Here is a 12,746-nt window from a genome sequence, read left to right as displayed (position 1 = left end):
TCTAAGGTTTTGAATTTCTCAGGAGCCAGGCATTGAGTTTTGAACGCTCAAAGTAAATCATCTTCCCACTAGGCTTGGAGTGGGGAATTTTCTCTGCTGCAGTCAGTTTGTACATATAGCCCATCGAGATACCGGTGTACAGGCAGGCTTCCTCTAAGGTGAGTACTTCTTTGGTTGCAGTGAGCAGTTTTTCGATGCGCAGCAGGCGATCTTCCAAATGTAAATTATCCATGAGTTCTGTTTTTTGTGAAAGGCAACAAGTCCTATTGTCTTTCGGTTACAGAAACAAATGACCGACTAAAATCCCTGTCCGTCAATATGGTAACAGGTAATCTAGTGGTAATTACCTTATAAATGCTGCTGGAAAATCCTGGAGATTTCCTTTAGGTAAGAAGCTTTGTTCATGCGCCAATCAGAAATGTTTTTAGAAGATAAATGCTGACTGGCACCCTCTGAGTTTTGAAGAACGAAGTAGTAGTTGACAAATTCCATTATCTGCTGATTCTCCAGGTTTTCAAAACCGATCATCAGCTGGCTTAGGAATTCCAGTAAAGTTTGACGATTGACCTGTTTTGGCCTTTTAGGAGAAGCATCTTTCCATTTCAGCCGATCTTTTTCAGAAATTGGGTTTAACAGGACTAGGCATTGGAAACTTTGATAGCTTCCCTTCAAATAGTTCAGGTAGAAAGCATCAAAAATATGCTTCTTCTGAAGGGGAGTTAAGGGAATGGCCTTCAGGTTTAGTTGTTGGAATTTCCTGCTTTCATACTTTTCGGAAGTAACCACTTCCATACCATCGGGATTGATCCTGATTTTCTTATTTGTAATATGAAAGTAAAATATGGTCGCACAAAGTATTCCGATCAAAATATAGATCGCGCTATAACCCAGCTGCAACCATAGCGGAAAATGGATGATCCACACATATAAAAGAACCATTGTAGCAAAAGAAAAAATGCATGTTAACACCAGGTGAACGAACTGAGAATTGGTTTCCCGGAGCATGTATTTGGAAAAGGCTGCCAATTTTGCCCTTAGCTGAAGTGTAAATATGGCCACCCGCTCAAAAAACATGCTACTTTATTTAGTGTTAGCTAACTAAAGGTAGCGAAAAGAAAGAAAAAATGTTTTTAAGAGTAACTATTGTATACTTGTTCAATAATATTACTTGTTCACGAACATTGAACGAGGAACTAAAAAATTAATCCCCACCAAAAAGGCAGGGCTTAACTTAACTTCTACTATTGCGTCTTTTCTTTTTTTTCCAGGGGGCATTTTTTTGCCAGTCACCTGCCATAATGCAACCATAGGGTACAACCTCGTCCAGCACATTTCCGAGATTATATTCTTCCATCTGTGCCCTAACAGTGGATGCAGGTTTATATGCGCTGGGCAATTCTGAAATATCGATTTCTTTAGAAAAGAAGCGAATGTCCAAATCTTTTGTTTCTTCTAAGAAAATAGATTCGTCACTTATCTCTGCAAGGTTGCGCTTATGCTGGCTTCGGCTCATATTACGCCCGGCGCCGTGGGGTGCAAAGCCAAGATTTAATTCTGTGGTAGAGCCTTCAACAATCAAAACTGGTTCGGCCATATTTAGCGGGATCAATCTGGGACCTGTGATATCAGGCATAAATCTAGCATCCAACGGAGTAGCTCCTTTAGCATGATAAAAGATGTCATCGCTTTTAAATACAAAATTATGTTCATTCCAGAATCTATTCTGGCTCGTGATTTCCAGTTTCTTGGCTACACTGTCATGAATTAATTCATGGTTGAGTTTTGTCCATTTTCTAATGGTTTGAAGTGCTTCCCAGTAATCCTGACCTTCTTCGGTATCAAAAGGGATCCAGGCATTTTGACGTAATGTTTCTGGTGAAAGCAATTTTCTGAAACGTTCGGCAGTACTCATTCCTTTTTTATATAATCTTGCTCCCGCGCCCCTGGAACCGTGATGAGTGATCATCATGGTCCTTCCGGTATTTTTGGAGCGTCCCACAAATAGGAAATGGTTACCGTCCCCTTGAGTACCCAAATGCTCGCGGGCTATTGAAATGGTCTTGTCATCAAAAAGGTATTCATTCTTTTTAAATTCCTTAATCAATTCCTCCGGCATTTGATACTGATGTCCACGTGGCCTGCCTCCCGGGCCAAAATGGGTGCTTTTATGAGCTGCGTCCAAAACCTTCTGAGGATCGGCAGTTCCAAAATCTGTAAGCATAACAGAACAACAAATGTCAGCACTATGCATGCCGGGATGAATTGCATTTCTTGCAGCAACGACTCCGCCCACAGGAATTGTTCCCAGTGGGCCTGCGGGACAGGCGTCTGGCATAACTGCGCCGCCAATAACCGTAGGAGTGCGCATCACTTCGTCCATTGTAGCCCTGACCTTTGCTATATTATCTTCCTCCAATTCGTTTTCTGCACCAATGTTTAAGCTGTATTTGAGAGGTTTATTGTGGATAGCTTGTGGATCTGGTAATTTAAATTGTTCCAGATAAATTTCCATTTCTGCCTTAGAAAGTTGATTGGAGTTAATATGTTCTAATGCTCTGCGGTACCACTTTGCGGGAGGAAATCCCATGCCTTTCAGATCGTGACCACTAATAGGAGTAAAATTTTTCATGTTCGTGATTTTTGTTATTAAGCCCTGCTGCCTCCCTCGTGCAGCAGGGCACTACTATAGAAAAACCTGATTCCAAAAACAGTATTTTTCTTCTTTACATTACAAATATGCAGGCATTATTGCGCAATCTTTTTGCGCAGTAAATAATTAAATTTATTTTTCTAAAAAAATAATACCTATGGCTACTACTAAAAACGCCCTCATCAGATATAGAACGATTGACAAGTGCCTGCAGAACGGTCATCGCAGGTAGGACCCTGGCCAATTTAATGGAAGCCTGTAGTGATGCTCTTTATGAATTTGAAGGCAGGAATGTGAACGTTAGCAAACGGACGCTACAGTTGGATATTCAGTTAATGCGGAGTGATAAACTGGGATACAATGCGCCAATCGAAGTTTATGATCGTAAATACTACAGGTACAGCGATCCAGCTTATACGATAACAGATATTCCTTTGACGGAAAACGATATGAACGTTCTTTCTGAAACGATGAATATGCTGAAGCAGTTTCAGGATTTTTCACTCTTCAGTGAATTCAAAGGGATATTAAATAAATTAGAAGATAAAATTTATACCGAGAAAAATCGTAAATCAGCAATTATTCATCTTGATAAAAATGCAGAACTTAAGGGGTTAAGGTGGCTCGATGAGTTGTACCAGGCAATTTTAAAAGAGGTTGTCCTTAAAATTATGTACCAGTCTTTTAAAGCTCAATATCCTACTGAAGTCACTTTTCATCCTCATTTGCTCAAAGAGTTCAATAACCGTTGGTTTCTGGTAGGACGCAAAGAAGGAGGGAATCGTGTGATTACCTATGCGCTGGATCGTATTTTAGGTGTTGATTATGATTTTAAGACAGAATATATTCCTTTAGGATTGGATGCAGATACTTATTATGAAAACACTATTGGGGTAACGGTGCTGGAAAGAGAGCGGCCTCAAACGGTAATTTTTAAGGTTGATCGGAATAACTCACCTTATATTTTAACCAAACCTTTTCACCACTCCCAAAAAATTATTGAAGAACATGCAGATGGTAGTATCACTTTTGCTATTTATGTTCATCATAATTACGAATTGGAGCGCCTGCTGCTGGGGTTTGGGGAGTGTCTGGAAGTGTTGGCGCCAAGGCTTTTAAGGCGGAATATGAGAAAAAAGCTTAAAAGGGCGGCAGATTTATATCAAACTGCTTAGCAGAAAATTTTAGAAATAACACAGTTGCTTCCGCTATTCCTGTTAAACTATGATATTTTCCTTCTCCAATCTTTCCCATCGATAAAAAATTCAATTTCAAATTTTCTCAGCACATTATCCGCTTCATTCCTCAAAAAAAGCTTCATTATTGGGTAATGAGCTTCCTTTAGAAAATTCCGGGAGACCATCTCCAATCTGTTATTTCATTCCGCTGTAATCTATTACAGTTAGAGCGCAACGCTACATTTATCCATAAGTTTTTGATGGAGTCTGCCTATATGAATTTCAATTTTCATTTGGTGCAGCTTCCTGTGATTGCTCCAGATATAAAAGTAAATCATTTTAAAGCAAACTGGCTGAAGAGTTCAGGCAGCATATTCATCCTTTCTGCCGACAAGGCAGGCTTTAAATCTAATTTTATGAGTACTTTAAAAAATCACATACAGTTAATGGGAATGTTGGCCAGGTGTACACAAAACACCAACCTGGAAAGTGGCAGGAAAGTAGCCCGTTTTTCACTAGTCACCAATGATTAATACTAAATGATCTGGGTGGAAGAATACTAACTACCGTGTAACTACCTTGGGAGAGTGAGATTCCTAAAATGAAGGCTGAGAAATTTTTCCGCTTAACACAAGGGGATTTATCACTTATTCCGATGGAAAGACAAAGAAGTACAGTTTAAATTACGTGATATTACACGCCAGCGACCGGAAAAGTGCAGTGCGTTTGCCCAGGAGGAGTTAAGTGGCAATTTTGATAGAATTTACGAGGAGGTGAAATTTATATTTAGTCAAAGACCATCTGCGCTGGTATGATAAATTGCTTCAAGGAACTTGGCCGGAGCATTTTCTCCTTTTTGGGCTTGAAGTTCCTTAATTACCCCCGCAATAACAATTTTCTCCTGTGGCAATATTTCTGAATCTTTGGAATGGGCGATAATAAAAGTTTCTGAAGTTGTTTCATCCCGCAATTCATACACATTGTATTTCTCGATGAGTGGAATCATCATAAAAGTCATTGTTTTTCCTGCCATTATCGGCATCATAATGAAACCATTAAATGCTGATTTTCCCTCTATCAATTTTGGTACTCCTGTTAATATCGCATTTGAGGAGATTTTTCCTTTCTTGGCGACTTCAGAAGGCAGCAATCTTTGCGGTTTAAATTTAAAATATGTTGTCTTTAGTTCCTTATCCAGTTTAGAAATAAGTGTTTCCTGTTCATCACTGGAAAGCCTGGAAATTGCCATTTCCAGGAAAAGAACCATATTTTGCTTATCATTAAAGATACCGCCAACCTTTCCCAATTCAGCCTGGGTGATTATGCCATCATCAGCTTTGGTGAACAGGTTAAAAAATCTTCCGCCATTATCGAGAGACACCAAGGCATCATCGTTAGTTTTAAAGGGTTCTATTCTTTTCATTCACTTCAACTTTAGATTACTGATGGAGATTTGACGAAGCAACTTGAAATTATTCGTTGGAAATATTTTCCACTCTCTGCTGATTGTATTTTTTTTCTTGTCATGGAAGATATAGCAATAATAGAAAAGCATCATGATCATTATTTCGTATCCGCTTTTCATCTCCATATTCCCAATATCAAATGCCAGTTCTGAAACCGAATCCAAGATTAAAACCAGGCCTCCAAAAAGAAAGGAATGTAGTAAGGCTCTGGATCTTATATTTTTTATTTCGCTAGATTCGTTTTTTTCTTTCGTAAATGCTATTAGTAGAAGAGAGATCAAAAGAATATTTTTAAAGATCCACTTTACAAGTTGCCCGTCGGACTGAATTAACCCCGGAACAAAAACAATTATAATTAAAGAAAGTAAGGATAAGGATCCGGTTACCAGTGCAACATTTTTGTAGGAGTGGGGAAGTAAGTTTGCTCTCATTTCTTGAATTCTGTGTAAACTGAAATATTATGTGATTGAAATTTCGTAAATGATGATCTCTTTTGGATGATCAGGTGTGTTTCACCAGGTAAAAAAGTTTTCCCAATAAATAACCCATTTCCATACTGGCCAGGGTAAGCAGGCTTAAACCAAAAACAAGCCATAAAGTATTTTTGGATTTCACATTTTTCAGTTGGAGGTGATGCGATAAAAAATAGATAATAGTATGCATAGCTAAATTCTAGAGGTGATATTATATAGGTGTAGGTTTTCTGTTATTGTTACAACCAACCTTAATAATAAAGGGTTTTATTCCCTGAATTTTATCAACCTGGGCTGTTAATAGATTTTTTTTTAGTCATGCGTTATTTGTAATCTTCTTCCTATATTGTTAAAAAATTAACACGACCGGAATCTGAAGTTTTCTGCAGGCGGCATTCCCTACACGCTGGCTGTCTTAACAACTAGCCCATTTCTACATGCAGACGGAACAGACATTAAATTCAGGACACCTTCACGTACTTAAATTAGGGAAGGCGCTCAATACTTTTAGCTTTATACCATCAATAATTAGAATGAGCAATCTCTAAATTAAAATCCGGACGATACATTGGCTAAAATACTTTTATTGTTGTGTATTCTGCTTTTTGCATTGCATGGCAGGGCGCAAACCATATTAACACATAATACCTGCGGCCCAGTGGTGAAGACTACCAATCATTCCTGTAAGTGGTCCAATATTTACTGGGGGAGGGATTTTCGCCTGGAAGATTTTGGAGTCACCAGTGATGAAGAGCTGGTTATAGAAACCGGGGAAGTAGGTTTAAGTTACGCAAGTTGGGGCACTACCATTCAGTTCAATATCTATAAGATCGATGATAATTTTCCCGCCTCTTTTGCAGAATCAGATTTGCTTGGCAGTAGCCAGGAGGTACAGGTATGGGTGCATGATACTAATCCACCTGAAACCATTCGTATTGATTTTGAAAATCCGGTGGTAATTCCTGCAGATGTGGAACATATCCTGGTGGAAGTGAAAAAAGGAGTGATCCCAAATGCAGACGGGATCGCACATGTAGCCGGTACCCGTGAAGATACCGGTACTTCATGGTACAGGGGATGTATTGCCGGCGAGGACTATGTAGATGCTGAAGAGACTAACGAATATTACAATTATCCTACTTCAGATTATAACTTCTTTATAAATGCCATCGGAAGGCAGCGAAGCAATACCAAGCCCTTTTACATCTATCCTAAAAACTTTTGTACATCTCGTTTTTCAGAATTTAGTGTTACTAATTCTTCCGAAGTTAAAAATATAGACTGGGATTTTGGGGATCCGGGATCGGGTGCCTCGAATACTTCTTCAGCTTTGACTCCGGTCCATGAATATGAAGACGAAGGAGTTTATACGGTTTCTGCAGAAATTACAGCCAATTCCGGGAAAACGTACCACATTTCCGAAGAAGTAAATGTAAGCCATGCCCCGGAAGCTTTTCCATTAGAGGATGCTTATCTCTGCACGCCTGAAGAAGGATTTGCCAATGCGAACAGCTTTATTATTGACGACATAGCTGCAACAATAGCTGGAGACCAGGAAAATGTGGAGCTCCATTACGTAGATGAAGACGGGCAGCTTTTGGAATATCCAATACCAGCTTACTCGAGGGAGTATGTAGCACAACAGGAGGAAATTACAGTGCGGATAAACTATATCGGCAAGCCTTGCTGTTATAAGGAGGAAACAATGAAGATCTTTCTTCAGGAACCGCCTTCTTATGAAATTGCAGATTTAGTGGTTTGTGATGAAAATTCCGGTTTTGCGCATTTTGATCTCAATGAGGTGAAGGAAAAATTAAATGAAACCTATGAAGACCTGAGCATTTCGTTTTTTGATAGTGATAATTTAGAAATTTCTGATGCTGAAATTACCGGTTACCAGAACAAGACTATAAATAAAGAGACGATTACGGCTTCCATAAAGCAGGAGCATGGCTGTGAGGTTTTCCAGGATTTTGATCTGGTGGTACAAGCTTCTCCAGTGGCGAATCCTCTAGAAGATCTTGTGGGTTGTGATAAGGATGGAGATGGTTTTTCTGAATACTTTAATACCGGCGCAATTGCGGCGCAGGTAACACAGGACCAGACTCAGACCAGTCTTTCCTATTTTGATTCTGATGGCAACCAGCTCGATGAGTTGCCAAACCCATACACTAATATTAGAAAAGATGAAGATTTTATCATTATTCGCATCACTGATACTATTAGCGGTTGTTACTCTGAAGTAAGGCAGAACCTAAAGACCTCTTCTAAACCGGCGGTAAATACTCCGGCTGATATTTATGCCTGTGATGAAGGGAACGGGTTTGCACATTTTGACACTTCCGAAATAACAGAAAATATAACCGGCGGTCACAACGACCTGGAAATTTCTTTTTATGATGAAGATGGACATGAATTAAATAACTTTGTAAGCTCCGGCTTCAGCAATTCTGTAGCTTATGAACAGCCAATAATTGCAATTATTGAGAACAGGAATAATAAATCCTGTGCTACCGAAGTAAGTTTTAAACTAATCACCAGTTCACCACCGGAAATAGCGCTGGAAAATCAATATGAAATTTGCAGTATGGGAGAGACTTTAACCCTGCAGGCAAATCCCGCCTACAGTTCCTGGACCTGGTTTGGGCCTGAAGGAAATATTATTTCAGAAGAAACTTCTGTAATCCTTACTGCGGAAGGGGTTTATGGCTTAAGTGTGCTGGAAGAAAAAAATGGAGTGATTTGCGAAAACTATAAGGAGTTTGAACTGGTACATTCTGAAGCACCATTAATAGAAGACATTATTTTCAGCCATTTTTCTGAAGATTCCGACATTGAAATTATTGCCTCAGGTGACGGGATATTCGAATATTCCATTGACGGTGTAAATTTCCAGCCTTTTAATATTTTCCCGGAAGTAGCAGGCGGAACATACAATATTATAGTACAAGATATAAATGGTTGCGGGGAAGTTTCGAAAAAAATAAATTTGATGAATTACCCACGTTTTTTCACTCCAAATAATGACGGGTACAATGACCGGTGGAATATCCAAGGATTAACAAATACTGCGAATACCGTGATTTTAATATACGACCGGTACGGAAAACTTTTAAAACAACTTGCGCCGGGAGACGCTGGTTGGGATGGAACCTTTAATGGGAGAGTTATGCAATCAGACGATTACTGGTTTCGGATACATTTGGAAGAGAATATCAATTATAGTGGACATTTTTCAATAATCCGTTAATTATAGAAAATCAAACTTTATCATGACCTTTATAATTGCATCATACTTGCAAAAACATTATCTTTAAAATGTATTTGCAATATCCGAGCTATGTCTAAAACTGTTTCAAAAGAGAAAAATGAAAGCCGTCAAAGGCCTGAAAAGAAGAAAAGAAAAATTTCTTCAGGTACCAGAGAGTGGAGCATTAGCAGAGAAAGTGGGGGAGAGGCGGTGACTTTTCGCCCCGGGAGTGAAAGCAACCATTTTTTTGAGGTAGATGATAAGGTTGAAAGAGAGTTATCTTACATAGAGGTGCAGCCTTTGTTAGGATTTCTCGGTTATAATCAAAAAGAGGCCGCTACCTTTCTTGAAGTGGATCCGGGAACTATTTCCAGGTGGAAAAGGAGCAAAAACAGGATCGGCCAGCTACGGAGTAAAAATCTTAAGGATGTAGACCATATTATCGCTAAGGGAATCCGCATTTTTGGAAGCGAGGAAAACTTTAGGGAATGGCTTAATACTTCCAATACTGCTTTGGGAGATATCGCCCCCGTAGAGCTGCTAAAAAGTCCGTATGGCGTTGAGCAGGTAGAAGAAGCTGTAGATGCCCTTTCGTGGGGAAATTATTTATAATGCAGGTTTACCGGCTGTACGAAAAAAATCCGCTTCATTCCTCTTTAGGCTTTGGTGGTGGTGGTGGGGGTCGGTGGAATTATGCCGGCGCTCCTTTAATCTATGCCTCTAATATTATTTCCCTTCCTTTTTTAGAACTGTACAGCATCAAAGGCACTGCGGTTACTACTTCCAAATGGATTTTAGCGACCCTGGAAATCGAAGGGGAAATTCCCATGCTGGAACCGGACAATTTACCTGCCGACTGGAACAGGAGGCCGCATTCCCGAACCACTAAAGATTTTGGTACGGCCTGGGCAAATTCAAAAGAAATGTTGTGCCTAAAAGTTCCTTCCGCGAGAATTCCCTTATCCGCCTATCCCTCAGAATTTAATTTGCTTCTCAATCCTTTACATCCTGGTTTCTATGAGAATGTAAAAGTAAACTCGGAAGAAAATGTTTCTTTTGCTATTAATGAAGTGAAAAAGTGACTTAGTTAGGAGATATTTCATCTAAAAAAGGAACTTCCTCTTAGTTTTTCTTTTAATTATTTTCCACTTGCTATTTTCCCTAACCCAGTTTAAATACACCTGGTTTTTCTTCGAAAGAGGAAGATGATCGTCGTTAAATTTTAGTTAAAGGTGTCAAATTCGGTTACACTAAAAGATTGGGTCTCTGAAAGGTGCAGGAATAAAGGGATTTCATGATTTTTGGATAGTTCCTCTTTCTCCGCTACCAAAAAACCCGCAAATTTTGTTGCGGGTTTTTTTATTCCATGCGGCCAATAAATAATCATTTCATAATTTCCACTAGGCAAAGCAGGAAGAGCTTGCAGGAGAAGTGATATAATTCACTGAACTGTATGAAGCTTTGCATTCTTTCTGGATTTCTTTTGAAGTATATGAATAGAGTAAAATATGATTCCTGTTAAGATTACGCCAAACAGGAGATATCGTAGGGACATATCAAAAGTTGTTGCTATTTCCCCTGAAGAAGAAATTATAAAGCTGGAAATGGAAGTAATAATATAAAGTAGTCCGCCTATCAGACCACCCGCGATCCCGGCATTTCCTGGAAAATAGATCATGTTTTGGGTGAAGTAATTAGTAAAAATAAAGCCTGAACAAATATGGATTAAAAAGGCAAAACCAATGAAAAGGTATAGCTGGTCTATTTGAGTAGCGGCAAGAATAAAAAATATCAGCAGAATACCCTGAATAAGGCTCGAAGTCCTTAGTTTTTTAGTAAAGGCGAACCCAGAGAATGTTTTGCTTAGAATGCCGCCCAACATCCATGCAATCCCAAGGATTAAGGTACAATAACCGGTGGTTACAGCATTAAAATTAAAATGATGTTCTACCACAAAAGGCCCTGCAATATTAAAAACCATTACCGTAGAGTATGCCACCCCCAGGATCAATATTCCAAGGATAAAAGATTTGTTCTTAAGCATTACAGCATATTGTAAAGATGTTTTCTTCAGGTTGAATTTTTTAAAGATTCTAATTGTTTCCCCGCTTAAGAATAGTTCTGAAAAGAATAATATTGCCGCGTAGATGGCCAGGAAATAGAAGTTTGCATGCCAGTTAAAAAGACTTTCCAGGTAACCACCAAGAAAGGGGGCTACTATGGGGCCGCAGGACCATACGATGGTGAAGTAACTTAAAAAATGTTTCCGGCGCTCTTCATTATAAACATCTACAAAATAGGCGCGTTTGGCTACCACGATAAAAGAGGTCCCGATTCCCTGAATAATTCTCCAGAAACATATCAGCCAAACCTGCTCTGTAAAGGTAATCGCAAGGCTACTGAAAAAAAGGGCAGCCAGGGAAAATAGAACCGGTTTGTACCTTCCCAGACTGTCCAGGAGACTACCAACAAAAAGCTGGGCAAAGCCGTAACTAAGAAAGAAGGAGGTTAACGTAAGTTGAATGCTTTTTTCAGAAACCGACAGGTTTTCAGCCATAGAAGGAAAGGAAGGCAGATAAATATCTGTCATAAACCCGGACAATGGTATCGTGAAAAAAGTGATTATGGTGGCAATCTGCTTTTGCTTTTCCGAAGCAGTTTTTAGATGCATAAAAAGGAATTATTATGGCAGGCAATTTACTACATTCATTTTTACAAACTAATTCCAACCCCAATATTTAAGTTGGAAGTATATTCCACCGTATTTAAAGGAGTTTTACTGTCAAAATAATAATTGTAGAGGGCAAAAACCTTTAGCCATTTCGAAAGAGGAATATCCAGGCGGAATTGTTCCAGCAGCCTGTAATCCTCAAAATTCTTGTAAAGAGGTTGGTAATAGAAAGTGTTAGCTATAGAAAAACGCTGTGATTTCGAGTAATAGGAAAGGCTGATATAGGTGCTGTTTCTGTGGTTATATTCAGTATTTTCAGTCCGGTCACTGTGCTCCATTTCATACATATAGCTGTTGCCGGCATAACCGTTAAAATATTTCCTGTCCATCCATTGTACCCTAAGCCCAAGGCCAACGAGATTTCGTTGTTTTACTACCAGGAGCTGGTTGTACTGGCCTTGTAAAAAACTTTCCAGTCTTAGAAGTTTGCTGAATTTATAGGTAAACCTGCCGTGCAGAAACCAGGATTTTTGAAGGCTTTTACCATCAGTATCTATTAATTGATAATTTCCCAGCAACAGGTAAGATTTTCGTAAGTCTTTAGATTTTATCTGGGTGGTGAATGCCGCGTCAATTTCATTTACCTGGGTGCCGTCATTGTTGGTATAATCAAAAGAAAAATCGGCATTAAGGGCAAATTTAACCGAATCTGTCTGCATGCGTTTAGATTCTATATTAACCAGTTGTGCAAAACCGAATTCCGGTAGTACCGCAAAAATCAATATTAAAAAAGGTATTCGGGACATCCTGATGTTTGGAATACAAATGTAGTTGAATTCTATTTCCATTGGGTTCTGCTGAATTTCTCTTCAAAATATAATATTACTTTGAAATGATCCTGTGGATATCCATGAAAAAATGACTTCTAAGAAAATATTTTAGCTGAAAGGCCTTTTTGATAGTGAGAATTTTTTGCGGCTAACAGATTAGTATCAAGAAGTTAAAAATTGCAATTAAATAAATCATCCATGCCCGTATTGCAAAGAAAAAGCCCGCTG

Annotated in this window: 12 protein-coding genes; 5 read left to right on the top strand and 7 right to left on the bottom strand. The window is 39.0% G+C overall.

All coding sequences use genetic code 11. From position 1 onward, the window contains the following. Position 1 precedes the first annotated feature (1 nt). The 3 genes from RM553_RS15320 to RM553_RS15310 form a co-directional block, all read right to left on the bottom strand. Positions 2–232, bottom strand: a complete 231-nt coding sequence (locus tag RM553_RS15320) for a helix-turn-helix domain-containing protein (RefSeq protein ID WP_311535824.1) — start codon at positions 230–232, stop codon at positions 2–4. A 116-nt stretch (positions 233–348) separates the two neighbouring features. Beyond that, on the bottom strand, positions 349–1,074 hold the full coding sequence (locus tag RM553_RS15315) for a hypothetical protein (RefSeq protein ID WP_311535823.1): 726 nt from the start codon (positions 1,072–1,074) through the stop codon (positions 349–351). A gap of 157 nt (positions 1,075–1,231) precedes the next feature. Next, positions 1,232–2,629 (bottom strand): RtcB family protein, encoded by a 1,398-nt coding sequence (locus tag RM553_RS15310; RefSeq protein ID WP_311535822.1) that lies wholly within the window; start codon positions 2,627–2,629, stop codon positions 1,232–1,234. Between the two features lie 218 nt (positions 2,630–2,847). Between RM553_RS15310 and RM553_RS15305 the strand changes: the two genes are divergently transcribed. Both RM553_RS15305 and RM553_RS15300 read left to right on the top strand, forming a co-directional pair. Beyond that, positions 2,848–3,825, top strand: a complete 978-nt coding sequence (locus tag RM553_RS15305) for a helix-turn-helix transcriptional regulator (protein ID WP_311535821.1) — start codon at positions 2,848–2,850, stop codon at positions 3,823–3,825. A 263-nt stretch (positions 3,826–4,088) separates the two neighbouring features. Then, on the top strand, positions 4,089–4,361 hold the full coding sequence (locus RM553_RS15300; protein WP_311535820.1) for a single stranded DNA-binding domain-containing protein: 273 nt from the start codon (positions 4,089–4,091) through the stop codon (positions 4,359–4,361). A 257-nt stretch (positions 4,362–4,618) separates the two neighbouring features. Here RM553_RS15300 and RM553_RS15295 read toward each other — a convergent pair whose 3' ends face one another. Together RM553_RS15295 and RM553_RS15290 are read right to left on the bottom strand one after the other, a co-directional pair. Then, positions 4,619–5,251 carry a hypothetical protein gene (locus RM553_RS15295; RefSeq protein WP_311535819.1) on the bottom strand — a complete coding sequence of 211 codons (633 nt, stop codon included), beginning with the start codon at positions 5,249–5,251 and terminating at the stop codon, positions 4,619–4,621. Positions 5,252–5,795: 544 nt separating this feature from the next. After that, on the bottom strand, positions 5,796–5,957 hold the full coding sequence (locus tag RM553_RS15290; protein WP_311535818.1) for a hypothetical protein: 162 nt from the start codon (positions 5,955–5,957) through the stop codon (positions 5,796–5,798). Between the two features lie 378 nt (positions 5,958–6,335). Between RM553_RS15290 and RM553_RS15285 the strand changes: the two genes are divergently transcribed. From RM553_RS15285 to RM553_RS15275, 3 genes are all read left to right on the top strand, one after another. Then, positions 6,336–9,017 carry a T9SS type B sorting domain-containing protein gene (locus RM553_RS15285; protein ID WP_311535817.1) on the top strand — a complete coding sequence of 894 codons (2,682 nt, stop codon included), beginning with the start codon at positions 6,336–6,338 and terminating at the stop codon, positions 9,015–9,017. 90 nt (positions 9,018–9,107) lie between these two features. Then, entirely contained in the window at positions 9,108–9,629 is a 522-nt protein-coding gene (locus RM553_RS15280; RefSeq protein WP_311535816.1) for an antitoxin Xre/MbcA/ParS toxin-binding domain-containing protein, read from the top strand. Continuing rightward, entirely contained in the window at positions 9,629–10,099 is a 471-nt protein-coding gene (locus tag RM553_RS15275) for an RES family NAD+ phosphorylase (RefSeq protein WP_311535815.1), read from the top strand. The genes RM553_RS15280 and RM553_RS15275 overlap by 1 nt, the downstream gene beginning before the upstream one ends. Before the next feature lie 359 nt (positions 10,100–10,458). Here RM553_RS15275 and RM553_RS15270 read toward each other — a convergent pair whose 3' ends face one another. Then, positions 10,459–11,688, bottom strand: a complete 1,230-nt coding sequence (locus RM553_RS15270; protein WP_311535814.1) for an MFS transporter — start codon at positions 11,686–11,688, stop codon at positions 10,459–10,461. A gap of 41 nt (positions 11,689–11,729) precedes the next feature. Continuing rightward, positions 11,730–12,536, bottom strand: a complete 807-nt coding sequence (locus RM553_RS15265; protein WP_311535813.1) for a DUF481 domain-containing protein — start codon at positions 12,534–12,536, stop codon at positions 11,730–11,732. Positions 12,537–12,746 lie beyond the last annotated feature (210 nt).

Source organism: Autumnicola tepida (assembly GCF_031846485.1).
GTDB lineage: Bacteria > Bacteroidota > Bacteroidia > Flavobacteriales > Flavobacteriaceae > Autumnicola > Autumnicola tepida.
This window is presented reverse-complemented; position numbering and strand designations above follow the sequence as displayed.

Bases quoted from the DNA above. Each gene is read 5' to 3' on its own strand.
- RM553_RS15320 (WP_311535824.1), bottom strand. From the start codon at position 232: ATGGATAATTTACATTTGGAAGATCGCCTGCTGCGCATCGAAAAACTG.
- RM553_RS15315 (WP_311535823.1), bottom strand. From the start codon at position 1,074: ATGTTTTTTGAGCGGGTGGCCATATTTACACTTCAGCTAAGGGCAAAA.
- RM553_RS15310 (WP_311535822.1), bottom strand. From the start codon at position 2,629: ATGAAAAATTTTACTCCTATTAGTGGTCACGATCTGAAAGGCATGGGA.
- RM553_RS15300 (WP_311535820.1), top strand. From the start codon at position 4,089: ATGGAGTCTGCCTATATGAATTTCAATTTTCATTTGGTGCAGCTTCCT.
- RM553_RS15295 (WP_311535819.1), bottom strand. From the start codon at position 5,251: ATGAAAAGAATAGAACCCTTTAAAACTAACGATGATGCCTTGGTGTCT.
- RM553_RS15290 (WP_311535818.1), bottom strand. From the start codon at position 5,957: ATGCATACTATTATCTATTTTTTATCGCATCACCTCCAACTGAAAAAT.
- RM553_RS15280 (WP_311535816.1), top strand. From the start codon at position 9,108: ATGTCTAAAACTGTTTCAAAAGAGAAAAATGAAAGCCGTCAAAGGCCT.
- RM553_RS15275 (WP_311535815.1), top strand. From the start codon at position 9,629: ATGCAGGTTTACCGGCTGTACGAAAAAAATCCGCTTCATTCCTCTTTA.
- RM553_RS15270 (WP_311535814.1), bottom strand. From the start codon at position 11,688: ATGCATCTAAAAACTGCTTCGGAAAAGCAAAAGCAGATTGCCACCATA.
- RM553_RS15265 (WP_311535813.1), bottom strand. From the start codon at position 12,536: ATGGAAATAGAATTCAACTACATTTGTATTCCAAACATCAGGATGTCC.